Source organism: Halomonas sp. TG39a, from assembly GCF_000744395.1.
GTDB lineage: Bacteria > Pseudomonadota > Gammaproteobacteria > Pseudomonadales > Halomonadaceae > Vreelandella > Vreelandella ventosae_B.
The window spans coordinates 86,621-109,596 of sequence record NZ_JQLV01000001.1 but is presented as its reverse complement, the minus strand read 5'-3'; the positions used below and the strand labels follow the sequence as shown (position 1 = coordinate 109,596).

21 protein-coding genes, 1 tRNA gene and 2 pseudogenes are annotated in these 22,976 nt (G+C 52.7%); 10 read left to right on the top strand and 14 right to left on the bottom strand.

Features of this window, described 5'->3' with window-relative positions; translation table 11 throughout:
* Nucleotides 1-41: 41 nt before the first annotated feature.
* The 3 genes from minE to minC all read right to left on the bottom strand — a co-directional run bounded on the left by minE (nucleotide 42) and on the right by minC (nucleotide 2,012).
* Nucleotides 42-293 carry a cell division topological specificity factor MinE gene (minE, locus tag U738_RS00515; RefSeq protein ID WP_007111776.1) on the bottom strand — a complete coding sequence of 84 codons (252 nt, stop codon included), beginning with the start codon at nucleotides 291-293 and terminating at the stop codon, nucleotides 42-44.
* Nucleotides 290-1,108: a septum site-determining protein MinD gene (minD, locus tag U738_RS00510; protein ID WP_035576496.1), complete on the bottom strand. Its 819-nt coding sequence runs from the start codon at nucleotides 1,106-1,108 to the stop codon at nucleotides 290-292. The genes minE and minD overlap by 4 nt, the downstream gene beginning before the upstream one ends.
* Nucleotides 1,109-1,265: 157 nt before the next feature.
* Nucleotides 1,266-2,012, bottom strand: a complete 747-nt coding sequence (gene minC / locus U738_RS00505; protein WP_035576495.1) for a septum site-determining protein MinC — start codon at nucleotides 2,010-2,012, stop codon at nucleotides 1,266-1,268.
* Nucleotides 2,013-2,238: 226 nt separating this feature from the next.
* On the opposite strand from minC, the gene U738_RS00500 reads away from it, so the two are divergent.
* Nucleotides 2,239-5,055 carry a DUF349 domain-containing protein gene (locus tag U738_RS00500; protein ID WP_035576494.1) on the top strand — a complete coding sequence of 939 codons (2,817 nt, stop codon included), beginning with the start codon at nucleotides 2,239-2,241 and terminating at the stop codon, nucleotides 5,053-5,055.
* A gap of 62 nt (nucleotides 5,056-5,117) precedes the next feature.
* On the opposite strand, the gene phbB is transcribed toward U738_RS00500, so the two are convergent.
* Nucleotides 5,118-5,864: an acetoacetyl-CoA reductase gene (gene phbB / locus U738_RS00495; protein WP_035576493.1), complete on the bottom strand. Its 747-nt coding sequence runs from the start codon at nucleotides 5,862-5,864 to the stop codon at nucleotides 5,118-5,120.
* A 271-nt stretch (nucleotides 5,865-6,135) separates the two neighbouring features.
* On the opposite strand from phbB, the gene U738_RS00490 reads away from it, so the two are divergent.
* Nucleotides 6,136-6,212: transfer RNA gene (locus U738_RS00490), tRNA-Met, on the top strand.
* A 191-nt stretch (nucleotides 6,213-6,403) separates the two neighbouring features.
* Here the strand turns inward: U738_RS00490 and U738_RS00485 are convergent.
* Nucleotides 6,404-6,676 carry a helix-turn-helix domain-containing protein gene (locus tag U738_RS00485; protein WP_200882477.1) on the bottom strand — a complete coding sequence of 91 codons (273 nt, stop codon included), beginning with the start codon at nucleotides 6,674-6,676 and terminating at the stop codon, nucleotides 6,404-6,406.
* 104 nt (nucleotides 6,677-6,780) lie between these two features.
* Between U738_RS00485 and U738_RS00480 the strand changes: the two genes are divergently transcribed.
* The 4 genes from U738_RS00480 (at nucleotide 6,781) to U738_RS00465 (ending at nucleotide 9,475) form a co-directional block, all read left to right on the top strand.
* Nucleotides 6,781-7,020 (top strand): hypothetical protein, encoded by a 240-nt coding sequence (locus U738_RS00480; RefSeq protein WP_035576492.1) that lies wholly within the window; start codon nucleotides 6,781-6,783, stop codon nucleotides 7,018-7,020.
* On the top strand, nucleotides 7,013-8,233 hold the full coding sequence (locus tag U738_RS00475; RefSeq protein WP_035576491.1) for a tyrosine-type recombinase/integrase: 1,221 nt from the start codon (nucleotides 7,013-7,015) through the stop codon (nucleotides 8,231-8,233). Before U738_RS00480 ends, U738_RS00475 begins: the two co-directional genes overlap by 8 nt.
* Nucleotides 8,220-9,173 carry a TraI domain-containing protein gene (locus tag U738_RS00470; RefSeq protein WP_035576490.1) on the top strand — a complete coding sequence of 318 codons (954 nt, stop codon included), beginning with the start codon at nucleotides 8,220-8,222 and terminating at the stop codon, nucleotides 9,171-9,173. Before U738_RS00475 ends, U738_RS00470 begins: the two co-directional genes overlap by 14 nt.
* Nucleotides 9,174-9,247: 74 nt before the next feature.
* Nucleotides 9,248-9,475 carry a BPSL0761 family protein gene (locus U738_RS00465; protein WP_035576489.1) on the top strand — a complete coding sequence of 76 codons (228 nt, stop codon included), beginning with the start codon at nucleotides 9,248-9,250 and terminating at the stop codon, nucleotides 9,473-9,475.
* Nucleotides 9,476-9,887: 412 nt separating this feature from the next.
* Here U738_RS00465 and U738_RS00460 read toward each other — a convergent pair whose 3' ends face one another.
* The 3 genes from U738_RS00460 to U738_RS00450 are packed head-to-tail and all read right to left on the bottom strand — an operon-like array spanning nucleotide 9,888 to nucleotide 13,494.
* Nucleotides 9,888-10,928, bottom strand: a complete 1,041-nt coding sequence (locus U738_RS00460) for an ABC transporter permease (RefSeq protein WP_051912740.1) — start codon at nucleotides 10,926-10,928, stop codon at nucleotides 9,888-9,890.
* A gap of 33 nt (nucleotides 10,929-10,961) precedes the next feature.
* Nucleotides 10,962-12,515: a sugar ABC transporter ATP-binding protein gene (locus U738_RS00455; protein ID WP_081899004.1), complete on the bottom strand. Its 1,554-nt coding sequence runs from the start codon at nucleotides 12,513-12,515 to the stop codon at nucleotides 10,962-10,964.
* 58 nt (nucleotides 12,516-12,573) lie between these two features.
* Nucleotides 12,574-13,494 (bottom strand): substrate-binding domain-containing protein, encoded by a 921-nt coding sequence (locus U738_RS00450; protein ID WP_035576488.1) that lies wholly within the window; start codon nucleotides 13,492-13,494, stop codon nucleotides 12,574-12,576.
* 439 nt (nucleotides 13,495-13,933) lie between these two features.
* On the opposite strand from U738_RS00450, the gene U738_RS00445 reads away from it, so the two are divergent.
* Nucleotides 13,934-15,019 (top strand): Gfo/Idh/MocA family protein, encoded by a 1,086-nt coding sequence (locus tag U738_RS00445; protein ID WP_035576487.1) that lies wholly within the window; start codon nucleotides 13,934-13,936, stop codon nucleotides 15,017-15,019.
* A gap of 288 nt (nucleotides 15,020-15,307) precedes the next feature.
* On the opposite strand, the pseudogene U738_RS23540 reads toward U738_RS00445, so the two are convergent.
* Nucleotides 15,308-15,535, bottom strand: a pseudogene (locus U738_RS23540) (IS30 family transposase); the annotation flags it as partial.
* A 136-nt stretch (nucleotides 15,536-15,671) separates the two neighbouring features.
* Here U738_RS23540 and U738_RS00440 point away from each other — a divergent pair.
* The gene (locus U738_RS00440; RefSeq protein WP_035576486.1) at nucleotides 15,672-16,616 is read left to right on the top strand and encodes an IS5 family transposase; all 945 of its coding nucleotides are present in this window, start codon (nucleotides 15,672-15,674) and stop codon (nucleotides 16,614-16,616) included.
* A gap of 208 nt (nucleotides 16,617-16,824) precedes the next feature.
* Here U738_RS00440 and U738_RS23305 read toward each other — a convergent pair whose 3' ends face one another.
* Nucleotides 16,825-16,977 (bottom strand): hypothetical protein, encoded by a 153-nt coding sequence (locus U738_RS23305; RefSeq protein ID WP_161786289.1) that lies wholly within the window; start codon nucleotides 16,975-16,977, stop codon nucleotides 16,825-16,827.
* Nucleotides 16,978-17,341: 364 nt separating this feature from the next.
* Between U738_RS23305 and U738_RS00425 the strand changes: the two genes are divergently transcribed.
* Nucleotides 17,342-18,507 (top strand): IS3 family transposase gene (locus U738_RS00425; protein WP_092490829.1). Its coding sequence is split into 2 segments (ribosomal slippage): nucleotides 17,342-17,603 and nucleotides 17,603-18,507, totalling 1,167 coding nucleotides; the frame shifts between segments, so codons are not numbered across the junction.
* Nucleotides 18,508-18,536: 29 nt separating this feature from the next.
* Here the strand turns inward: U738_RS00425 and U738_RS00420 are convergent.
* The 3 genes and pseudogenes from U738_RS00420 to U738_RS00410 form a co-directional block, all read right to left on the bottom strand.
* Nucleotides 18,537-18,766 (bottom strand): annotated as a pseudogene (locus U738_RS00420) (transposase); the annotation flags it as partial.
* A gap of 684 nt (nucleotides 18,767-19,450) precedes the next feature.
* On the bottom strand, nucleotides 19,451-19,756 hold the full coding sequence (locus U738_RS00415; RefSeq protein WP_035576483.1) for a Dabb family protein: 306 nt from the start codon (nucleotides 19,754-19,756) through the stop codon (nucleotides 19,451-19,453).
* Between the two features lie 66 nt (nucleotides 19,757-19,822).
* Nucleotides 19,823-20,689: an intradiol ring-cleavage dioxygenase gene (locus tag U738_RS00410; protein ID WP_035576482.1), complete on the bottom strand. Its 867-nt coding sequence runs from the start codon at nucleotides 20,687-20,689 to the stop codon at nucleotides 19,823-19,825.
* Nucleotides 20,690-20,827: 138 nt separating this feature from the next.
* Here U738_RS00410 and U738_RS00405 point away from each other — a divergent pair, with 138 nt between their 5' ends.
* The gene (locus U738_RS00405; RefSeq protein ID WP_035576481.1) at nucleotides 20,828-21,745 is read left to right on the top strand and encodes a LysR family transcriptional regulator; all 918 of its coding nucleotides are present in this window, start codon (nucleotides 20,828-20,830) and stop codon (nucleotides 21,743-21,745) included.
* A 45-nt stretch (nucleotides 21,746-21,790) separates the two neighbouring features.
* On the opposite strand, the gene U738_RS00400 is transcribed toward U738_RS00405, so the two are convergent.
* Nucleotides 21,791-22,861 (bottom strand): maleylacetate reductase, encoded by a 1,071-nt coding sequence (locus U738_RS00400; RefSeq protein ID WP_035576480.1) that lies wholly within the window; start codon nucleotides 22,859-22,861, stop codon nucleotides 21,791-21,793.
* Nucleotides 22,862-22,976 lie beyond the last annotated feature (115 nt).

The window sequence follows — 22,976 nt, the reverse complement described above, 5'->3', positions numbered from 1 at the left end:
CCTTTCGCCCCGTCTTCAGTTCCTGGACTTAGCTAAAGGGCTCAGCTCTTTGGAAGCGTAACGTTAAGCTCCAGTACAGAGCAGTTGTCTTCGCTGTCCAAGGAAATTTGAATGGCGTCGTCGTCCACGTGCACGTAACGACGGATCACCTCAAGCAGTTCGCGTTCAAGCATCGGCATATAGTCAGGCTGGCCGCGCTGACTACGCTGGTGCGCCACAATAATTTGCAAACGTTCTTTGGCTACCGAGGCGGATTTCCTGCGCTCACGCTTCAAGAACTCCAGCAGTTTCATCGACGACCTCCCCCGAACATACGGCTTAGCAGGCCTTTGCGTTGCATTTCATGGAAACGCAGCGGCATGTCTTCACCAAGCAGGCGCGATACTGTGTCGCTGTAAGCTTGGCCCGCGTCGCTGGAGATATCGTGGGTGACGGGCACGCCCTGGTTGGAAGCACGCAGTACGGCTTCAGACTCCGGAATCAGGCCCAGCAGATTAATCGCCAAAATTTCGCGAATATCGTCCAGCGTCAGCATATCGCCAGAGGTGACTCGCTCGGGGTTATAGCGGGTAACCAGCAGGTGCTCCTTGATGGGGTCATCGCCCTGCTCAGCGCGCCGGGTTTTAGAGGCCAGCAGGCCTAAAATACGGTCAGAGTCGCGCACTGACGATACTTCGGGATTGGTGACCACAATCGCTTCATCGGCAAAATACATGGCCAACTGCGCACCGCGTTCAATACCCGCGGGAGAATCACACAGAATGTAATCGAAATCTTCTTTCAACTTCTCCAGGATCTCCGCGACGCCTTCCTGGGTTAAGGCATCTTTATCGCGGGTTTGTGAGGCAGGCAGAATGAACAAATTCTCAACGCGCTTGTCGCGAATCAGCGCCTGATTAAGCCCTGCTTCGCCCTGAATCACGTTGACTAGGTCATACACAACACGCCGCTCGCAGCCCATGATCAGGTCGAGATTACGCAGCCCCACATCAAAGTCGATCACGACGGTTTTTTTACCGCGCAACGCAAGCCCTGTGGAGATTGCCGCCGCGCTGGTGGTTTTACCGACCCCTCCTTTACCAGAGGTCACTACAATTATCTTGGCCAAAAGTCACTTCCTTCTTGAAGTCGTTCGTTGCGAGCGCAAGTCAGTGGGCGCTCTGCGCATAACGGGAACGTCAATGTCATCAACATGCCATACTGTAACGGATAGCGTCTTCTACGTCGCTAGGCATGAAGCACCAACGTGCGCTCATACGGAAACATTACCCTAATGGCTTAATTTCGAGCTGTTCTTGCGCAAAGTGCACCTCTGCAGGCTGACCCCGCAGCTGTGCATCGATATCTTCCGAGCGCTTATAATTACCCGCCACCGAAAGCAGCTCGGCGGCCAGTTCACGGCAATAAATGCCCGCTTGGGTGTTACCATGAATCCCCGCCAAAGCACGACCGCGTAGCGCGCCATAAACGTGAATACTGCCGGCTGCCAGCACTTCTGCACCGGCATTCACCGCCCCGATGACGACTAAATCGCCATCAGCAGCGCTGACTTGCTGCCCCGAACGCACGGTGCCACGATACAGCCGGGTGGCAAGCGTTGGCGCTTCCGTCTCGCTCACTGTCTCCTCACGGGTAACCTCATGCACCGGCGAGCTGCTAACACTCTCCAGCACCCGGGCACGCCCCTCTGCCACCGGCGGAAACCACCCCAACCCCAGCGCCCAGGCCGACTGGCGTACTGGCTCGGTGCCGCCGCGCACGGCCACCGGCAACAGTTTATGGTCACGGCACACGGCACAAATGCGCTCAAGAGCTAAGTGGGGTTCATCGAGTTTTTCCACGCTGAGCACAACCGGTGTATGCTGAAAGAAAGCAGGCGACTGGGAGAATTTGCCAGCCAACTGCTGCCGGATTTGTTCCGGATCAGCGCTACTTAACTCCATGACGGTCATCGGCAGCATGCCGCCTTTGAAGGTAAAGGCCACTGCGGCACTATCCACGTTAAGGCTCATGGCCGAACTCCCCGTCATGTTCAGATAAGATAAAGGTAGCGTACTATCACGCATTTCGTCGTCTAGAAACACTGTAGTCTAAAAACAGTGTGTTCTAGAAGCAGTGTGGCCTAGAAAATAGATGCTTGTCACACCATAGTAAGGCCAAGCTAAGCGACAGCGCCGGTGACTGCAACCACCGAGCCGTTTTTTTCACGCTACGCATTTCATACTAGCAGGATGATCCATGCACGGACTGTTAAGACGCCTGTTCGCACCTCGGTGGCAACACCCTGACCCCGAGGTGCGCCGTCAGGCCCTCCAACGACTGAATCCAGAGCAAGCCGAACAGCGCCAGGCGCTGCAATCGCTCACTCAAGATAGCGATAGCCAGATTCGCCTTGCCGCGCTGCTGGCCCTGGATGACTGTGAGGGACTGGTCAATGCTTACCCCCAGCATCAGCAGGAAGAAGCCTGGTTCAATGCCGTTTGCCAACGGCTCAGCGGACGAGAAGGCCATACCGACCTGCACCAGCGCCAATCACTGGTCGAACAGATCGAAGAGTCGCGGGTGCTGAGTGCGGTAGCCTTGCAGGGCGACAACCTTAATCTGCGCCTAGTCGCACTGAGCAAGCTAAGCGATGAGAATGACCTTATTCGTCAAGCCTGCCATAACGGTGTGGCCGCTGTTCGCCATCAGGCCGCCGAACGCATTGAGGACGAAGAGGGGCTTAAGCGGTTAGTAAAAGAGGCGCGCCGCGACCGTCAGGTGGTTCGCTTGGCGCGGGAACGCCTAAACCGCTTGCGTAGCGATGCCCAGTGGCTGGAGGCGGAAGCGCAGCAGCGCGAAACACTTCTGAAACAGCTGGAGCAGCACGCCCGTGCGCCCTGGGAACCACTTTACGGCGGCCGTTTTCGGCATCTTGAACGCCAGTGGGAGCAGCTGACGCAGCCACCCAGCGAGGAGCAGGAGCAGCGCTTTCACCAAGCCCTGCTCAATTGCCGCAAAACGCTACACGACCATGAAACCCAAGAGCAGGCTCGTCAGCAGAGCGACGAGCGCCGCGAGGAAGCCGAAAATACCCGCGAACAGCTGCTTGAAGGGATCGAAGAGACCTTCGATGGCCTGCGCCACGCCTCAGCCATGACCGTGCAGGATATCGACAGCCTGCGCGCCCAGCGCCAACTGCTCGGCCAACGCTGGCAGGCGCTTTCCGATATGCATCCGCCCAGCGAGACCCTGCGCCAGCGCTACACGCAGGCGATACAGCACTACGACCAGTGCTTAGAGGCATGGCAGCGCTGGTGTGCGGTAAGCGCCTCCATCGAAACCGCACTGGCCAGTGGTGACCACGCTACCCTGGCCACACTGATTAGCGAATGCCAATGGCCGGAAGCCTTAACGCCCCCAGCACTGCTCGGCCGCGCCCAAGCGGCTCTCAAGACTGACAACACTGCTCCCGCGCAGCCTACAGAAGACAGCACCACACTGGAGGCCCATGGTGCGGAACTCGACACCTTTGAGCACTTGCTAGAACGCGGCGCCTTTAAAAGCGCCAGCCGCCTGCATCAGCGGCTAAAACCACGCATCGAAGCATTGGAAAGCCCCGCTGCTCAACCGCTCAAAACGCGCTTAAAGCATTTAGCCGCCCGGTTGGCAGAACTACGCGACTGGCGGGGGTTCGTCGCCGGACCCAAGCGCGAGCAGCTATGTGCCAGCATCGAAACTCTGGCTAACGACCCCCATATGGCGGAAGAAGCGCTTGACCGCCACCATCGCCAACTGGTCAAAGAGTGGAAATCACTGGGCGATGCGGCGGCCAACCGCGAACAGTCCGCGCGTTTTCGCAGCGCTTCGGATCGCATCCACGAGCGCCTCGCCCCCTGGCGGGATCAGCTTAGCCAAGAGCGTGAGACCAACCTGCAAGCCCGCGAGGCGCTGTGCGATCAGCTTGAAAGCCTACTGGCCCAGCCCGCTGAAGACGCCGACCCTGATGTGCTGCGGCAAATTCGCGACAAAGCGCGCCACCAATGGCGGCACTATAGCCCCGTGCCACGCGAGCGCTCTGAAACCGTTGGACGTCGTTTCGGCACTATTCGCCACCGTTTGCAGACCTTAATTGATCAACGCGCTGAGACGATCGCCTCACAAAAACGCGAACTGATTAGCCAAGTGAGCGCGCTGCGCGGCGACGACAGCCAACCGTTAGCCCAGCGTATTCACCAGACCAAACAGCTACAGCAGCAGTGGCGAACGCTAGGCCGTGCCCCCAAAGGCGAAGAGCAAACGCTGTGGAAAACTTTTCGCCATGAGTGCGACCAACTCTTTGCCCAGCGCGATGCGCATAAAAATGAGCAGGCAGCGCGCCAGCAACAGCAGTTGGATGAGATGCAGACCCTGATCGACGAAATGGATAGCTGGCAGCCTATTGAGGCCAGCGAGGCGGCCGCACTGGATCGCTTTATCGAACAGGCCAACCAGCTTGAGCCGCTGCCACGCAATCGGCGCAGCGAAGGCATGCAGCGAAGAATGAGCGGGATTGTGCGAGCGCGTCGCGAACGCTTAAATCGCCTGGCGGTTGCCGATACGGTTCAGCAGTGGCACGCACTCATGCCATTAGTAAACGCTCACTTAGCTGCCGACCAGCGCTACCTCAGTGAGGGAACCCCCATCGATGTGGATGCCCAAACGGTGCTTAGCGCCTCGCTTCCCCCCGCCTTTAATGAGGCACATGACGCACGTAATCAACAGCGCCATAACGTGGCAGCACCGCTATCAGACGCAGATCACGCCCGCATAGCCGACTCTCTCGCCAGGCTAAGAGTGCACCTGTCGATGCTGGCCGTGGGTAGCGTGCGTCAAAGCGACGAACCGCTGCGTCTGGCAATTCAGGTAGAGCGCTTGAATGAAGGCTTCAACCAAGCGCGCAGCCGTGATCAAGACGTTGCCGACATCCTGGTTGCGCTATTGGCGCTAGGGCCAATGCCCGCCACGCTATGGGCCGCTGAAGTGGAAGAGCTGGATAACCTGCTAAGCCGACTGGCGCGGGTTCCGTTGCCGTAGCGTTAGCAAGAAAACGGGAGGCTTAATAGCCTCCCGTTTGCGTTCTCCTCTTGAGCTAACCACTAGCCCATAAACTGGCCACCGTTGATATCAATGTTCGCACCGGTGATAAATCCTGACTCCTTATCGGCTAAGAAGGTGACCAGTCGGCCAATCTCCTCTGGCGTGCCATAACGCTTCACTGGAATTGTTTCCCGGATTGCTTCGCGCACTTTTTCTGGAATATTCATAATCATATCGGTGGCGATATAGCCAGGCGATACGGTATTAACGGTAATCCCTTTGGTCGCGGTTTCCTGCGCCAGCGACATGGTTAGGCCATGCATACCGGCTTTCGCCGCCGCGTAATTGACCTGACCAAACTGGCCTTTACGACCATTGATGGAGGAAATATTGATAATCCGACCATAGCCATTTTCAAGCATCATCTCAATGACGCTACGGCAGGTGTTAAACACGCTGTTGAGGTTGGTGTCGAGCACTTCGTACCACTGCTCATAGGTCATTTTCTTCATGGTGCCATCACGGGTAATCCCCGCACAGTTCACCAGCACACTAATGGGGCCATACTTGTCATGGATTTCGCGGGCACCTTCCAGGCAGGCATTGTGGTCAGCAAGATCGACACCCGACAATTCGATATTGTTATAGCCGTCGGCATGCTGCGTTTCTAGCCAGGATTTAGCCTTATCGGGGTTGCGATAACCCGCCACGACTAAATATCCCGCATCTGCCAACGAACGACAAATTGCCGTACCGATACCACCAGTTCCACCAGTTACCCAGGCGACGGGGGCTTGATTGGCCATTGACTACCTCCCTGATATGACAAATGGCTTGGGTCTAAAAGCACCTACATTGCGCCGCAAGCCATTGTGAATAAGCGCGACTGCGCTTGTATTACCCTAGTGCATTAATTGCGTGAACAATGCACCAACGTAAGCTTTTTGTTATGGCTACTTAAAGCATAGCTGCACTTGCCCCATGTTGCCCCAGGTCATAATCAACGGCTATAAGCCAAACGTGTTAATCACCCCATTGACTTCATCTAAAACTTCTGTAGAATACGCCACACGTTGATGCGGGGTGGAGCAGTCTGGTAGCTCGTCGGGCTCATAACCCGAAGGTCATCGGTTCAAATCCGGTCCCCGCTACCAATATTTTGAAAGGCAGATCAGTTACTTACTGGTCTGCCTTTTTTGTTGCCCGCCTTTTCAAAGTCCTCTGTGCCCATATTGTGCCCATACCGTGCCCAACATTTTCATTGCCCCTGAAGATCAAAAATTTGCATGACCTTCAGGCACCTGACGGCAAATTCCTACCCACCATTAATTTCCATACTACGCTCTTAGTCAGACACTGGCGCAGATCTATCTTTAGCCTCCTTGATATGAGTCACCAACTGCTCGATCTCACAATCAAAGTAGTCGCAGAGCTTATCTAGGTTATCCGTCACCGTACTATGCCCTGGATGGTTGATGATCTTAGACAACGTCATCCGATTAATACCCGTTTCTTTTGCTATCTCGCCTATCGTAATCCTGCGCCGTTCTTCAAATTCTTTCTCCGCAATCAGCTCTTTTAAGTGATACCGAATCATCTCTTTGTCCAGTGTGATCATTAAAATTATCAAAAAGGTGTTGAAATAATCATTTGATCGTTTATATTTATAATCGAACGATTAAAAATATTATCAAATGATCACTTGGTCGAGGAGATAGTCTCATGGCCTGCACTTTTTTGACAACAGAAGAGCTAGCATCACTTATCAAGTACGATGCGCGTACTATTCGCCAGCAACTCAAAGATAGTGTGCTCATTGAAGGCACTCATTACATCCGCCCCTTTGGGCGTCGGAAAATCCTTTATATCTGGGAAACTATTCAGGAAGAAATGCTGAAAGCGCCCCCTCGTGAGCAAGCAATCGCCATTCCAATGGCAAACGGAGGCGTATGCCATGGGTAAGGTTCGCGTCCGCCAAGAGAGCAAAAAGCTTTTTATCGACTTCAGGTATGACGGGCAACGTTTTCGTGAACAAACGCTTCTAGACGACAACGCAAAAAATCGTAAGCAGTTGGAGCAGCTTTTACAGCGCATGGAAGCAAAAATGCTGCTCGGCGAATTCATTTATGCAGAGTTTTTTCCTAATAGCAGCAACTTGCAGAAATTGAAGACTTCTCAGCCTACCAATACAGCTAAACCTCGAGTTGTCAGCGATTTAGACACACCGCTCTTCAATGATTTTTCTGATCAGTGGTTCGACGAGAGCAAAATCCAGTGGCGTGCTTCCCACGTCCGCAATGTGAGTTCGATCTTGGATAGCTCGTTGAAGCCAGCGTTTGGGAAAAAACACATCGGAGAGATCACCAAGGCGGACATCCTGGCGTTCCGCACCAAGCTAGCCAAGCGCAAGGGCCGTGGGGCCACGGGGCTGGTATCGCCTAAAACGATCAACAGCCATATGTCCATTTTGCGTATGGTGCTCGATGAGGCGGCCGAGCGTTTCGATTTTGAGACGCCCTACAAAAATATTAAGCCGTTAAAGCTCCAGAAGACGCACATCGAGCCGTTTTCGCTACATGAGGTGCAACGCATCATCGATAACGTCCGCGCAGACTATTGCAACTATTACACGGTGCGCTTCTTTACCGGCATGCGCACCGGTGAGGTCGATGGGTTGAAGTGGAAAAATATAGATTTTGCTAAGCGGGAAATCTTGGTACGCGAAACATTGATCAATGGTGAAACGGAATACACCAAGACCGATGGGTCGCAGCGTGAAATCCCCATGTTTGGTCAAGTGTATGACGCGCTAAAAACGCAGTATGCCGCCACTGGGCATATGAGTAAGTACGTGTTCTGCAATCAGTTGGGGCAGCCACTTGATCACAATAATGTGACGAAGCGCGTGTGGTATCCCTTGCTCAAGTCTCTTGGGCTGACCAAACGCCGTCCTTATCAAACACGCCATACTGCCGCGACACTCTTTTTGGCTTCTGGTGAAAACCCAGAATGGGTAGCGCGCATGCTGGGTCACAGTTCCACCGAAATGCTGTTCAAGGTCTATTCCCGTTACGTCCCCAATGCCACCCGTATGGATGGCTCTGCCTTTGAGCGTTTGTTAGGCAACACCACGCCCACTAAGCCCCAGAAGGAGCAGCGCCATGAAACGGCTTGATAACGCCCCTACTCACCTGTCTCGCACCTTCACGGGCACTTACCGCCTTACCGGACGTGTGGTGGAGTTTGACAACGCGAAAACGCCATTCTTAAAACTGCGGCTGAGTGATTGCATGGGAGATCAAATCGCGATGCTCAACTTGAGCAAAACAACAGTACCTGAGCGCATCGGCCATCTGGACTTTATTACCGCCTCCGGCGTGAAGTGTTTGTCAGGCCAATTCATTCTTGATGAGTTCCGCAGGGCGTCCCGGAATGAAGTGGCCTCTATGGATACCCTGCAATCGCTGCCACGGGTGTACTCCCCGATGCCTGAGGTATTCGACAAGTTAGTCGCGACCGTACAGTCGCTTCGATCAGACTGCCTTCGAGTGTTTTTGACACGGGTACTGGAACGGAAGGATCGTCTTGAAGCTTTTTTGAATGCGCCCGCCAGCGCCAATTATCACCATGCGTATCCAGGTGGTTTGCTAAAACACTCGCTGGAAGTTGCCAATCACTCAGTGGCTATGCTGCGCCTTAACGAGCCAACCATGCCTCGACTCATGCAGGAAGCCTGTTTCGTGGGAGGACTATTGCACGACATTGGTAAGACATATACTTATGACTCCAAGGGCAAGCCAAATGCCGCCTGGAAACTCTGCAGCCATGACGTGTTTACGCTAGAGGCTTGTGCCTACGGGCTTACATACTTGGATGCACATGAACCCGACATTGCGATGACATTACGCCATGTTTGGACATGTGCTTCGCCAGGCGCTCGCTACGGACAACCCGCAGCAATGACGTTGGCCCGTTATATTCGTGACGCGGATGGGCAAAGCGCGATGGCCGATAACCAACAGCGGGCTTTTCGCCGTCAAACTAACAAGGGATTTGGCCGACTCGGACAAAACCTTTTTTGGCAACCTCAACTACCTGCCGCAGCATCTCATTGATGCCGTCTTCTACTCATCGACTTGAGCCGCCAGCTTTTGGTGTGGCGTTTCTATCAAAGCAAAAGAAAAATTTTATGACCATGCCAAGTGAACGCACGCGCTCGGTCATCCAGACCCGAGAGTTCTTGATCGAGCTAAGCCGTAACACTGACTTTCCAGAAACCATCCGCAGGCAAGCAAAGCAGCTATTAAGGCATTACCCGTCACAGATAGAGATGCTAGACGCTGGCCAACTGGAAGAGCACCTTACTGATGGGACTATATTCCAGCCTATTTTTAGCTCTGCTATTGAGGGACTCTAAAGTGTAGCACTACTCATTCAGGGGGTGACGTCGCGACAACCGACAATTACTGTATACCGGCTAATTGATCACGCCATGCCCCGCCGAAGAGCATTCGGTAAAGAGCTCCTTCTAGTGTCATTCGTGGATCGGGCTTTAGATAAATGCCTTATTTAAGCAGGATAATTTTCTGCTCCGAACAGTGCTCATTGTTGAGCATTAATCGAGGCATTACAGGCTCGTTAGGTGGGGGCTTGGTAATCTCTACTCTGCGGGTTTGGTTTTATTCTGAAAAAATTCCTGTCCAGAAATTTCAATAGTCCCTAGTAAAGAAAGGAAATGCATTGCCTGTGCTAGATTGCTAGTTATAACGCTTTTATAGAGACGAAGACCCTGCCATAAGAAGATGGCAGGGTCGGTGTCAGCGAAAAGATTACGCTGTCTTATTACGCTTTCGCTGGCGGTATTGATCTACCACCACGGCAGCCACAATGATCGCCCCTTTTACGATGTCCTGGTAATAAGCATCGACACCGAGAAAGGTAAAGCCGCTGAGCATCACGCCTAGGATCAGGGCGCCGATCACGGTTCCCGCAATGCGCCCGACGCCACCCGCGAGGCTGGTGCCGCCAATGACGGCGGCAGCGATAGCATCAAGTTCATACATGATGCCCATGCCCGCCTGCCCGGTCCCGGCGCGAGCAGCAGCCACCACCCCGGCCAACCCGGCCAGCGTGCCCGCAATAGCATACACCACCACTAGGTGACGACGCACGTTGATGCCGGAGACACGAGCCGCCTGAGGGTTGGCACCGATGGCATAGGTGTACTTGCCGTATCGGGTGTATTTCAGGGCGATATGGAAGACCACCGCCACGGCGAGGAAGATGATCACGGGGTTGGCGCCGGAGCCGATCCAGGTGAACTGGTCGGTGAGCATGCTCACTGGCTGACCGTCGGTGTAGGCACGCGCAAGGCCACGGGCACTGACCATCATGCCCAGGGTGGCGATGAAGGGCGGAATCATGGCGAAGGCAATCAAGGCGCCATTCACCAACCCGGCCAGAGCCCCAACCAGTAGCCCCGCCAGCAGCGGTATAATCCAGGGCAGGTCGGTCAGCGCCGGATAGACCGCCCGCAGGTACTCAGACTGCTGGGCCAGACTGGCCGTGACCATGGCCGTTAACGCTAGCACCGAGCCGGAGGACAGGTCGATGCCGGCGGTGATGATGACCTGGGTGACACCGATAGCAATAATACCGATGATCGATACCTGCAGGATAATGATCAGCAAGCGCTGCTGATTCATCAGGAAAGAATCACCGCGCAAGACCCAACCGAGGATCTCGAAGAGGACGGCAATGCCGACAAGGACGAGAAATATGCTGACTTCCGTCGGTATCTTACGCTTGCGTTTCCGAGGAGCTTCGAGATGTTGTCCGATATCCTGCTTCTCTTTAGCATGGGTAGCCATGTTGGTTCACCTGTTTATTGTCGATAACGAGAGTCAGTGCTCGGCGACCGGCGGTGCCACCTGCGAGGAGGCGAGTGACATGATGTTGACCTGGTTGGCTTCGCTTCGATCCAGGACGCCAGTAACCCTGCCTTCATGCATGACCATGATGCGATCGCTCATGCCAAGCACTTCGGGTAATTCTGAGGAAATCATGATCACCGCCATGCCCTGGGCAGCAAACTTACTGATCATCTTGTGGATCTCGGCCTTCGCGCCTACATCGATGCCTCGGGTCGGCTCGTCAAGAATCAAGATGCGAGGATTGGTCATCAGCCAACGACCAATCAGCACCTTCTGTTGGTTGCCACCAGAAAGATTACTGATGCGCTCATCGAGACTCGGTGTCTTGACCCGCATCATCTCCCTCATCCCGTCGCATTCATGATCCAGACGCCCCTGCTCCACGAAGGGGCCCTTGGTATAACCATCGCGGAGTACGGCCATTTCCATGTTCTCGATCACCGAGAGGCCCAGAAAAAGCCCCGTCTCCTTGCGGTCCTCGGTGAGCAGAGCGAGACCACGCAACATTGCTTGGTGGGGCGAGGAGATTACCGTCTTCTGGCCATCGATGGCGATGCTACCGCCGGTGGCTGGCGTAATGCCGAATAACGTCTCGGCGACATTGGTTCGGCCTGAGCCCACCAGGCCAGCGATGCCGAGGATCTCTCCGGCGCGCAGATGGAAGCTGACGTTTTCGAAGACGCCATCCAAGGCAAGGTCCTTGACAGAGAGCACCACGTCCCCGATCGGGACCTCCTCCTTAGGGAACATCTGGGTGACTTCGCGACCCACCATAAGCTGGATGATCTTATCGGACGACAGTTCACTAGCGGGCGCCGCATGAACAAACTGACCATCGCGGAATACCGAAATGTCGTCGGCGATCTCAAACACCTCGTCCATCTTGTGGGTGATATAGATGATTCCCTTCCCCTGGCTCCGCAAATCACTGATGATTTTGAACAGGTGTTCCACTTCACGATCGGCCAGGGACGAAGTGGGCTCATCCATGATCAGTACGTCAGATTCATAGGAAACCGCCTTGGCGATCTCGATCATCTGACGCCCGGACACGGTAAGGTGACGTACCTCCTGCTCCGGATCCATTTCGATGCCCAGGCGCTCGAATAGGGCTTCGGTCATCTGGTTCATTCTGCTATGATCGACAAAGCCGAAGGCGTTGAGGGGCTCACGGCGAATCCAGATATTCTCGGCGATGGTCATGAAGGGCATCAGGTTGAGCTCCTGATGAATCATGGCGATACCGGCCTCCAGGGCATCCAACGGACCGTGCAGGGTCAGTGGCTTACCACGCAGTCGCACTTCGCCTTGGTCGGGGATGTAGACGCCGGCGATGATTTTCATCAGGGTTGACTTACCCGCACCATTCTCTCCCATTAAGGCATGGACGGTACCCGGCTTGACCTTTAGCTGGACATTGTCCAGGGCGACCACACCAGGGAAGGTCTTACGAGCCTCGAAAACTTCCAGCAAGTAATCGCCTGCAGGACTAGAGGACTGGTGTTCAGTAGTCTTTGTCACCATGGGATATACACTCCACAAGCGCAGATATCGACCCACCGTCGGCGGGTCGAATTCAGCATTATTCGGTGAGGAAGTTGTCGAGATTCTCGGGGGTCACCAGTTCAAATGGCACCATGGTGCGCTTGTCCACTGGTTCGCCATTGATCAGGCTGAGGGCTGCATTAAGGGACGCAACAGCCTGCCCCTTTGCGTCCTGAAAGACGGTTACCGCCAGCTCGCCACGCTGTATGGAATCGAGAGCAGCAGGGGTGCCGTCAATGCCGGCGACAAACACTTCATCAGGGGATACACCATATTGACGCATAGCAACGAGAGCTCCGAGTGCCATTTCATCGTTGTTGGCGGCGACCGCATCGATCTGTTTGCCACCTGCGATCCAGTTGGTCATCAGGTCCATGGCTTGAGTCCGAAAGAAATTGGCAGACTGCTCGGCGACTATCTCGATATCGGGATAGTCGCCGAGGACCTCTTTAACGCCTTCGACGCGATCGAGCGCCGAGCTTGAAGTCAACTCACCGACCATGATGGCAACATTGCCTTCCCCACCCATAAGCTCGGCCAACCTCTCCATCTGCAATCGACCTGCTCGGACATCGTTAGCGCCAACGAAGACTACGTTATCCTGTTCGAGGTCATTTCCCACAGGTTCCTTGTTGACATAGACCAATGGGATATCGTTCTCCGATGCCGCCTTCGTCATCATGCCAGTGGCAGCAGAATCTACTGCAAAGGTGATGATGGCATCGACATCCTGTGCGGCTAGGCTCTGGACGTTACTGAGCTGGCGACCGATGTCACCCTGAGCATCCAGAAACTGAATATTGATGTCTCGAGAATCAGCTTCTTCTTGCATCGATTGACGAAGAGAGGTAAGCCAAACATCATCGAAGTAAGCTAAGGACACACCGATGGTTGTCTCGGCCATGGCAGAAGTGGAACAGGCGGCGAGTACGGCAGCACCAAAGAGTAGACGTTTCATGGTTATTTCTCCTAATTAAGGTTTTGTTATGATCACCAGCTAACGGACGTCGGTTTTACATTTTTTGGCAAATACGCTGGAGAGTTCATTGCTTCCGCGTCCGTTGAAGCTTGTGGATGAAACATATACTGCGCTTGCAGACGCATCAAACACGGCTCCTATACTTTAGTACAATCAAAAAACCCAAAAATCGCCTGACAAAAAAATATAACCCACTGATTTAAATTAATTTATTTTTTACCTTCATACCATTTTTGCGTTTATCGAAAAAGAGATTTTGCTCTTAGGTATTTCGTGAGAACAAGCACTTACCTATGCTAAATATGCCTAAACAGAGGCCCTGAACTAAAGGCCACCTCATTCGCCATGGGCCTACCACTTCAGAATGCCCGATGGCAACTCATTGATCACAAAGCGTAATTATAAAACAGGAGGCGATATGAAGATCAGTCCCACTACCCGATTAGGAGTAGCGTGCTTAGGGATTACCCACCCGCATACCTCAGGACGCGTCAAAGCCCTTAATAAGATGGAAAATGTCGAAGTCACATGCGCCGTGGATGACAGCCATCTTACACCCGTTTTTGCCGATGCCTTTGGCTTGGAGATTCGCAACAAGCAGCAAGTGATGGAGGACCCTAACACCCAAGTGGTCATCATTCACTCCAAGAGCGACAAGATGGCAGACCTTGCCATTGAAGCGCTTGAGGCAGGTAAGGCGGTACTCGTCGAGAAGCCAGCAGGACGCAACTCGGACGACGCAAGACGCATTCGAGATGCCGCAGAGCGTACAGGTGGTTTGCTACAGGTCGGCTACTGCTGGCGGCACGCGCCATCCGTAGCTGCCATGCACGAGGCGCTGAAGAGTGGACGCCTGGGCAAGGTCATGCAGGTACGCGCTCACGGAGGCACCTCTCATGATGAGGCTGCCACCAGTCACCTGAACCAGCCCGAAGACATGGGTGGGGCGATGTTCGTCATTGGCTGTCACCTTATCGATCAAATCATCCACCACTTCGGTATGCCACTTTCTGTAAACGCCCGGGTCTCCAAATTCCCTGGCCAGATGGATGAGAACTTCCGGGAAGATGCTGCCGGGGCTGTCCTCAACTACCGTGACAAGATGGTGGTGGTGGACTTCTTCTCTTGGGATCCCCTTCCCTGGCTGGAGAGCTGGAACATTACGGCCTATGGCACCGATGGCATCATGCATGCCAACCCCCTGCCAGCCAGTTACAAGATTTACGACACTGGCCGACAAGGCCACAATCGTGGCTGGAGCGCGTGGCAAGATACGACCTTCCCGCTGCAGTGGGCATCGAAGAAAACCGAGTACTCTCCAGAACTAGCTGAGATTGGCAACCCCTTCTTCTTCGAACGCGAGGCGGAGGCTTTCGTCAATTCGATCCGAACCGGTACGCCGTCCCAAGTACCGGCCCAACAGGCCCTCAATGTCAACCTGCTGATCGAGGCATTGTTCGCGTCATCTCAGCAATCTGGCGCCGAGGTCATCCCTGGAACCTAAAAAGACGAAGTAAAAGGTTGCTGCCCAGGCCACCAACCTAGGCTTAAAGCAAAGTGTTGGCACTTTTGTCAGCGCTTTGCTTATATGTGTTAATACTAAAAGTAACCCTCCTCTTCCCCAACAGTTTTGATTCCCAACAGAGAAACTATATTAGTTGATACTGCAAAACCATTCTCTGTGCAAGATCAATGCTATCCCTTGATTTATCTTCTATTCTTTACCGGACGCGTTATCCCTACTAAGTGAATAACGATAGTCCTGGCCATGAACCGCTTTGCTGCCCTATGCTCAAACATTAACCGCCGCACCTGCGGTTTTCAGCGCTTCTGAATACCCTCCTTGGAACACCTGTGATGTTTTCCGATACCCCCAAGCGTTTTCTGAAGCGATTGTTAAGCTTTGCAACACCCTTCCTCAGTGCTAAATCGATTTCCTTCGGAAAATATTGGCTAAACAGTCCACTGGTATTTTCATTAATGCCATGTTGGCATGATCAGTACGGTCACAAAAATAGGACTTTCTCAGCAGCCGTCCCAGTGCTCGGTGAACTCCTAACCGTTAACCGTAAGAATAACGTTAGGGAGGCTCTGAAAAAGTCTCTGCCTTCAGCGATAATACGAACATCGTCAACTGCATAGGGTTCAGTGCTGCCATGGATCAGATCACCTTCTCCGAAGCCGAGTACCAGAACAAAAAGCGAAAGACTCGCCGCGAACTCTTTCTGGAGCGGATGGACAAGCTGATCCCCTGGACGCAGCTGGAGAAGAAGGTAGCCCGTTATTACCCCAAGGGCGAGAGCGGGCGGCCTCCGTATCCATTGTCTGCCATGCTTCGAGTTCACTGTATGCAGTTGTTCTACAACTTGAGCGATCCGTCAATGGAAGATGCTCTCTACGAGATCGAGTCCATGAGGCATTTCGCCGGTTTGAAGCTAGACCGATTGCCGGACGAAACGACGATTCTCAAGTTTCGTCATTTTCTAGAACGACACAGCCTTGGCAAGGTGCTGTTCCAGGAAGTGAACAAACACCTGACGAAAAACGGCCTAATGTTGCGCGAAGGCAGCATTGTTGATGCCACTATCATTTCTGCGCCTAGTTCTACCAAAAACAAACATGGCAAGCGCGATCCGGAGATGCACCAGACTAAAAAAGGTGGCTCCTGGCACTTTGGTATGAAAATGCACATAGGTGTCGACGACAAACTTGGGTTGATTCACAGCATCGACACCACGGCTGCTAATGTGCATGACATTGTGCCTGCCGATAAGCTGCTTCACGGTGAAGAGCAGCGCGTCTTCGGTGATGCCGGTTACCTGGGCATTCAAAAGCGAGACGAGCTCCATCACCGCTGCGACGTCTCTTGGTATATTGCCAGACGGCCTGGCACGCGAAAGAAGTTGGATGCCAAGCAACAGAAAGTCGAAAAGATCAAAGCCAGCATCCGAGCCAAGGTGGAGCACCCTTTTCGGTACATCAAGCAAGTCTTTGGTTATGGCAAGGTTCGCTATCGTGGTCTTGCTAAAAACACCCAGCGCCTGCACCTGCTGGCGGCGTTCAGCAACCTGCTGATCAGTGAAAAATACCTGTGGGAATAGGGCTATTGCGCCCGTTTTCCGCTTAATGAGCGGTTAACGGGCAAAAAATGCACAAAGAACGGGAAAATAGTGCCTAAATTTGCAATTTTTTATCAGCTCAAGTGAGCGTTGACGAATATCGGTAATTATTCAGACCTTCCTTAGGTAGCCAACGTTGTAAGGCCAGTTGATCCAAAATTCACGTTAAAAACAACACACCAATAGCACGCTAGGGCACGATGGTCACGGCTTCATGGGCAGCTTCGTCGACAACAGTGGGGTTCTTTATCACGCGCCTGTCGGCGGTACGATCAAACACAAAATTCATTGACCAGACCTGCTGGACGGTACAAAGAGTGCCCAGCTGCTTTCGATCAGCCATGGGAACCTTATTGCGATTGCGTTGAAGTCAGGTAGAGGAGCTCAACACACTTATAATTGACCTGCTCTCCGAGTTGACGCAGTTTCATGCAGATCAAGCCAGCCTCGTAGCGACGCGATACCAATACACGTTCACGCAATGTCTCATCGCAGTCAGGGGCGGGTTAATAGCGCAACGTACCGGCACTCATGAAGATGACAAGGAGCCCTCGACACTCACTTAAGCCGAGCGAGATTTCACACGCACCACGTATCAGTGTGCTGGGGTGCTCACCATTTTTTTCACCGACTCGCTAGCGATCTCCTGATCTTGCCCAGTAACGATGGACATCTCAAGAATGTAATACACTGCAGTGAGGTGGACCATGGCAAGATCGACGACATCAATGAAGAAAAAATCCTATACCCGTTACTCAGAAGCTTACCGGCAAGAAGCGTTAGCACTCGCTGATCGCATTGGCGTTGCTGCAGCGGCTCGTGAATTGGGTCTACATTCGAGTCAGCTTTATCAGTGGCGTTCTAAGGTTCAGCAACAACAAGATACATCGGAGCGAGAGCGGTCACTAGCAGAAGAAAACGCTCGCCTGAAGCGACAGTTAGCCGAAGCCAATGAGGAGCTGGCCATCACAAAAAAGGCCGCGGTGTACTTTGCGAAGAGCCTGAAGTGAAGTACGCCTTTATCCATCGTCATCGCCAGGCTTTCAGTGTTCAGCGCATGTGCCATGTTGTTGGGGTCGCTCGAAGCGGCTACTACGCTTGGCGACAGCGCGAAGGAGGTCTGTCTCTAAAGCGCAGCCAGCAAGCCGTTCTCGATAAGCGTGTGGCTGCGGCGTTTCACCAACGTAAAGGCCGCTCAGGCGCCCCGAGATTAGCTCTAGACCTGCAAGATGACGGAATACCGGTGAATCGCAAGACCGTGGCTGCCAGCTTACAGCGACAAGGCCTGCGTGCTAAAGCTGCCCGTAAGTTCAAGGCCACCACAAACTCTCGACATTCGCTACCTGTTGCGCCAAACCTGCTAGAGCAAGACTTCAGGGCTTCAGCCCCTAATCAAAAGTGGGTGGGTGATATCACCTACTTGGCGACGGGTGAAGGTTGGCTTTATCTTGCTGTGCTAATTGATCTTTACTCTCGCAAAGTCGTTGGTTGGGCAATGAGCGAGCGTATGACGGCAGATCTTGTCTGTGATGCACTACAAATGGCGCTATGGAAACGTAAAATGCCAACAGGCGTGATCGTCCATTCAGATCGAGGTGGTCAGTACTGTTCGACGCTGTATCAGTCGCTACTGACGCGACATGAACTCAAGTGCAGTATGAGCGCGAAAGGCAACTGTTATGATAACGCCTGTGCCGAAAGCTTCTTTCACAGCCTCAAGGTGGAAGCGATCCACGGCGAGAACTTTAAAACGCGAGATATGATGAGACGCCAGGTGTTTGAATACATCGAACTGGACTACAACAAGCAACGACGGCACAGTGCTATAGGGATGATCAGCCCAGAGGCGTTTGAAGTCCGAATGATCGCTTAAACGAGTGTCCACTGTTGCTGGGTAAGATCATCCATCTCCAGTAGCGAATCAGCGAGCAGCTGCTTTAATCGCGTATTTTCGGTTTCGAGTTCTTTGAGTCGTTTAGCATCCGGTAAGCTCATTCCGCCAGAATTGCTGCGCCAAAGATAACAACTAGCTCCCGAGAAACCGTGCCGATGGTATATCTCCTTGATGGATCGCCCTACTTCGGCTTCGCCCGGGAACCAATGATCTGTTCTTCACTGAAAAGCTTCTTCATGTTCAATCTTGTTATCTATAGAACCCGGCTCTAATGTGTAGCGCGCTATTCAAGCAGAGGAAAACGTCGGCTGAATCAGACTATCTGCCAGCTCATTGATAAACTGCGGAACCAGAAAAGTCTAAGAGCTCTGAGTCAATTGCGGATCCGCTTGAAAGTGACCTGCGAGTGCCGCGAAAAGCCGGTGTTGGGGATCGTCATCAAGATCAACAGCAGGAGCATCATCGTGTTGACTGAGGGGAGTACCCAACAATACAAGGTCAAGCTGGAGTTATTAAGACGCTGCATGACGTAAAGTAAATCAATTATGTCGCGAAATGAACGCTTACGCTGAAGTTACGCTCTCAGGTGCAGATGGATGATTGATCGTGTCGAAGAAAGCCTGAATGTCCAAGACGGTGACACAGCCAACGCCATTCTCTATAGGCCATCCCATACTATATTAATCGTCTGTTTGCCCTGAGCAAGCAGTCAAGGAAATCATGCTCGTAGGAGGGATCCAGCAGGGCCAACCGGCACACTGCAGGATCTTGTCTTTAAGATGCGAGTTCTGTTCGGCCAAGTGGTTCGCCTATCTCTCTTGGGAATAAGAATACACCTCACCAGCGGGCCCCGATAGCGACCAACCTTGGCGGCCTACAGCAACCGTTGGAAGGCAAGCTCCTTGGAGAATATAAGCCCCTTTTAAACCGCATAGTCAACTTGATGCCTTGCGATACGCATGCCGTCTAATTCTTTACTCACACGCAAATGCTCTGGGTGTGAAGCATAGCTTTTTAGTGCATCCAAAGAATCGAACTCGGAATACAGCACCACGTCGCAAGCATAATCAATATTGCTAACATCCACACCTATCTCAATCACTCTCATACCCGGTATTTTTCCCTTTAGACCCTCGAATGCTGTCTTCAGCAATTCAATATGTCGGCGCCTTTCATGATCAGTCTCACCCTTGACGTCCCACATGACGATATGCTTTACAGTACTCATCCGCATTTCCCTCTACTTGAAAAAGGCTCGACAGCGCCTTCGCACATCGGGCCAAGAAAAGAGCCTTTACTCGGCTTCAGTATTTAATACGAAATCGAAATCCATGGTATAAAATGGGATGTCGGAATGATTACCGTAAGGTGTTATACCTTTTTCATGGCGGATCCAATTGGCGATGAGCGATGAGCGGACGCCAAACACAGCATCGGAATCCAGATAGTCGCCCCCTTCACGAAAAACGTGTGTTACGAGGCGCTCATAACCGGGAGCTGTGATCATGAAGTGCAAATGAGCGGGGCGCCATGGGTGTCGATTCAAGGCCTCCAGCATTTGTCCCACTGGTCCGTCATGAGGAATCGGATAGGCCTCGGGTATGATCGACTTAAAATAATAGTTTCCCTGCTCATCGGCGTTCAGTACTCCACGTCCCTGGTATTCTTCTAGGTTGGATGACTGCACATCATAGAAACCAGCATCGTCTGCCTGCCAGACTTCAATTCTGGCATTTGGAATGCGATCACCCTTTTGGTTAATTATCTTGCCTCGAACATACCATGGCTCCCCTGTCATACCATTGCTGATATCGTCGCCTAGTTTGTAATGAGGGGCCCCCTCCACATGGAAAGGACCGAAAACGGTGGCCTCTGTGCATCCTGCAGGCTTTTTGTGATTCTGCGCAATGACTAACGTCGATAGCCCTAAGGTGTCTGACAAGAGAATGAACTCCTGGCGACTCGGACTGCATATCTGCCCGACTGATGTCAGAAACTCAATACCATACTGCCACTCTTCTTCGGTAAGGTTGACCTCACGGGCGAACGCGTGCAGTTGCCGCACAAGGCTGCCCATTATCTCTTGAAGACGGTCATCGCCGGTTCTTTCGTTGCTTTTCAAAACAGCTTGTGTAATGGTTCTTTCGTTTAAGTTTTGCATTATTCCTCCTTCAAATTAATATTACCCAAAATACCTTTTCATTAAATAATAGATAACAGCCCGATCTAACAAAACATCGTTATTGAAAAAGGCTTTTTCTATACGGAAAAACTGCTTTAAAAATGGAGAGCCCACATAATGGACAGAATAACCGAGCTTGAGCTTTTTGTTCATGCAGTGGATCTAGGCACATTGTCCAAAGCCGCCGAGCTTCTCGATATTTCCAATGCCAGTGCCACACGACATTTAAATTCGCTGGAATCTAGACTGAAAGTCCGTTTACTGGAGCGCAACACTCGTCGCTTATCACTGACTAAGATCGGTCATGACTTTTATCAGCGCAGTAAGAATTTATTGAACGAATATCACGAAGCGGAAGCCGCCGTTAACTCATCCGTCGTAGAGCCAACAGGAACTCTTACCGTTACGGCGTCTATTTCATTCTCAAAACTACATATCGCACCACTGCTACCTGAGTTCAAGAAGCGTTACCCAAGAATCAAGATTCATATCGTAGGCGCAAACCGTTACTACGACATCATGGATAGTGGGATCGACCTTGCCATACGTACTCGAGAATTCGAGCCAGACTCCAATATAACGGTTCGGCGACTCGCAGAGAATCGGCGTGTGCTTGCCGCTTCACCCGAGTATTTGCGCCGCAGAGGGGCCCCTAAAAAAGTAGATAAACTTAGTCATCATGACATGATAGTTTATAGTCATGCTTACAACCCTTATCGTCTCAATTTTAGTCGTGGTAGCGACAAGGCCTCGGTAAATATTGAGCCCATACTTGAAAGTAATGATGGACAGATAATCCGCTCAGCTGCTCTCGCGGGCCTTGGCATTCTCGTACAGCCGATGTACGTTATCTATGACGATCTAGTTGCAGGACGGCTTATTCCCGTTTTACAAGACTGGCACCTTCCCAAGCTAATCATTAACATCGCTTTTCAAGAACGACGCTATATGCCCGCCAAGACACGCCTGTTCATTGATTTCCTTCTGGAAGACTTCCGCAAGAAAGGCTTTGAGGGAAACTGGAACACGCTATGAGTCGCAGAGGCACGCCTAGGTTACAGGCGTGCCGGGCTCTCATCTTTATGATGGTCGGACTCCCTCGAAGGCATCCTGCAACAGTTTCCGAATACCCTCGCGCTCTATTGGACGAGGGTTCCAGTAAGGATTGGCGAGAGCAATGTCCGTAGCGCGATCCAAGTCGGTTTCAGTTAGTCCCAATTCACTCAGCTTCAAGGGCGCACCCAGGCGCTTTGCAAGATCGTAAAGTGCTGCCCCTGGCGAGGATTGCTCGTTGCCCAATGCTCTGGCTATGCGCCTTGCCGCTTCCGGTGCGGCCTCGGCATTGAACGCGATGGCGTGGGGCAACACCACAGTGTGGGTCGGAGCATGAGGTAAATTGAAACTACCCCCCAACGTATGGCAGAGTTTGTGGTGCAACGCCATGCCCACATGCCCCAGCACTGTGCCGCAGAGCCAGGCACCATACAAGCAATCGCTGCGTGCAGCGTAGTCATCAGCATTACTCACAAGCGCCGTTAGTCCCTGCGCCATCGACCGAATGCCTTCTTCGGCCATCAATGACATTACCGGATTACCATCCTGGGCATAGAGACCTTCGGCAGCATGGGCAATTGCATTCATGCCACTGGTGATCGACAGCTCGATCGGCAGGCTCAGAGTCAGGCTAGGATCATAGATGACTGTCTTGGGTAGAACTCGCGGGTCCTTGCCGGTCCTTTTCAGCCCCTGTTCGGTCAAACCATAGACCGGCGTCATTTCGGATCCCGCATACGTGGTCGGGATCGCCAGGATCGGCAGTTCGGACTCCATGGCAATGGCCTTGCCAAGTCCTGTCGTCGATCCGCCACCAATGGCCACGGCACAGTCAGCCTGCAGCTGCTTGGCCACTTTTTGAGCCTCACGGGCCGTTTCAATCGGCACGTGCATGACGGCCTTGTCGAAGATTCCCGCCGCCCGAGAACCCAGTAGATCGGCAACGTGTTCGGCCTGCTTCCGCTGATCAGGGGTACACAGAACGAGCGCACGATGTGCTCCGAGACGCTCGATTTCACTTGCTAACTCTTGCAGCGAATCTTTGCCGAAAATCACCCGAGCGGGTTGAGCACTGTAAATGAACTTGTCTTTTGCCATCAGTGGCTCCAGAAAAAGCCGACGCACACAGCCACCTGACCTGAATGAAGCGCCGAGTCGGTAAGGCACGCCGGAAGGGAGGAAACTATCGTGTTTTGAGGGAAATCGTGCATCC

Coding starts and splice junctions, on each gene's coding strand:
- minE (WP_007111776.1), bottom strand. CDS start 293: ATGAAACTGCTGGAGTTCTTGAAGCGTGAGCGCAGGAAATCCGCCTCG.
- minC (WP_035576495.1), bottom strand. CDS start 2,012: ATGAGCCTTAACGTGGATAGTGCCGCAGTGGCCTTTACCTTCAAAGGC.
- U738_RS00500 (WP_035576494.1), top strand. CDS start 2,239: ATGCACGGACTGTTAAGACGCCTGTTCGCACCTCGGTGGCAACACCCT.
- phbB (WP_035576493.1), bottom strand. CDS start 5,864: ATGGCCAATCAAGCCCCCGTCGCCTGGGTAACTGGTGGAACTGGTGGT.
- U738_RS00485 (WP_200882477.1), bottom strand. CDS start 6,676: ATGATCACACTGGACAAAGAGATGATTCGGTATCACTTAAAAGAGCTG.
- U738_RS00480 (WP_035576492.1), top strand. CDS start 6,781: ATGGCCTGCACTTTTTTGACAACAGAAGAGCTAGCATCACTTATCAAG.
- U738_RS00475 (WP_035576491.1), top strand. CDS start 7,013: ATGGGTAAGGTTCGCGTCCGCCAAGAGAGCAAAAAGCTTTTTATCGAC.
- U738_RS00470 (WP_035576490.1), top strand. CDS start 8,220: ATGAAACGGCTTGATAACGCCCCTACTCACCTGTCTCGCACCTTCACG.
- U738_RS00465 (WP_035576489.1), top strand. CDS start 9,248: ATGACCATGCCAAGTGAACGCACGCGCTCGGTCATCCAGACCCGAGAG.
- U738_RS00460 (WP_051912740.1), bottom strand. CDS start 10,928: ATGGCTACCCATGCTAAAGAGAAGCAGGATATCGGACAACATCTCGAA.
- U738_RS00455 (WP_081899004.1), bottom strand. CDS start 12,515: ATGGTGACAAAGACTACTGAACACCAGTCCTCTAGTCCTGCAGGCGAT.
- U738_RS00450 (WP_035576488.1), bottom strand. CDS start 13,494: ATGAAACGTCTACTCTTTGGTGCTGCCGTACTCGCCGCCTGTTCCACT.
- U738_RS00445 (WP_035576487.1), top strand. CDS start 13,934: ATGAAGATCAGTCCCACTACCCGATTAGGAGTAGCGTGCTTAGGGATT.
- U738_RS00440 (WP_035576486.1), top strand. CDS start 15,672: ATGGATCAGATCACCTTCTCCGAAGCCGAGTACCAGAACAAAAAGCGA.
- U738_RS23305 (WP_161786289.1), bottom strand. CDS start 16,977: ATGGCTGATCGAAAGCAGCTGGGCACTCTTTGTACCGTCCAGCAGGTC.
- U738_RS00415 (WP_035576483.1), bottom strand. CDS start 19,756: ATGAGTACTGTAAAGCATATCGTCATGTGGGACGTCAAGGGTGAGACT.
- U738_RS00410 (WP_035576482.1), bottom strand. CDS start 20,689: ATGCAAAACTTAAACGAAAGAACCATTACACAAGCTGTTTTGAAAAGC.
- U738_RS00405 (WP_035576481.1), top strand. CDS start 20,828: ATGGACAGAATAACCGAGCTTGAGCTTTTTGTTCATGCAGTGGATCTA.
- U738_RS00400 (WP_035576480.1), bottom strand. CDS start 22,861: ATGGCAAAAGACAAGTTCATTTACAGTGCTCAACCCGCTCGGGTGATT.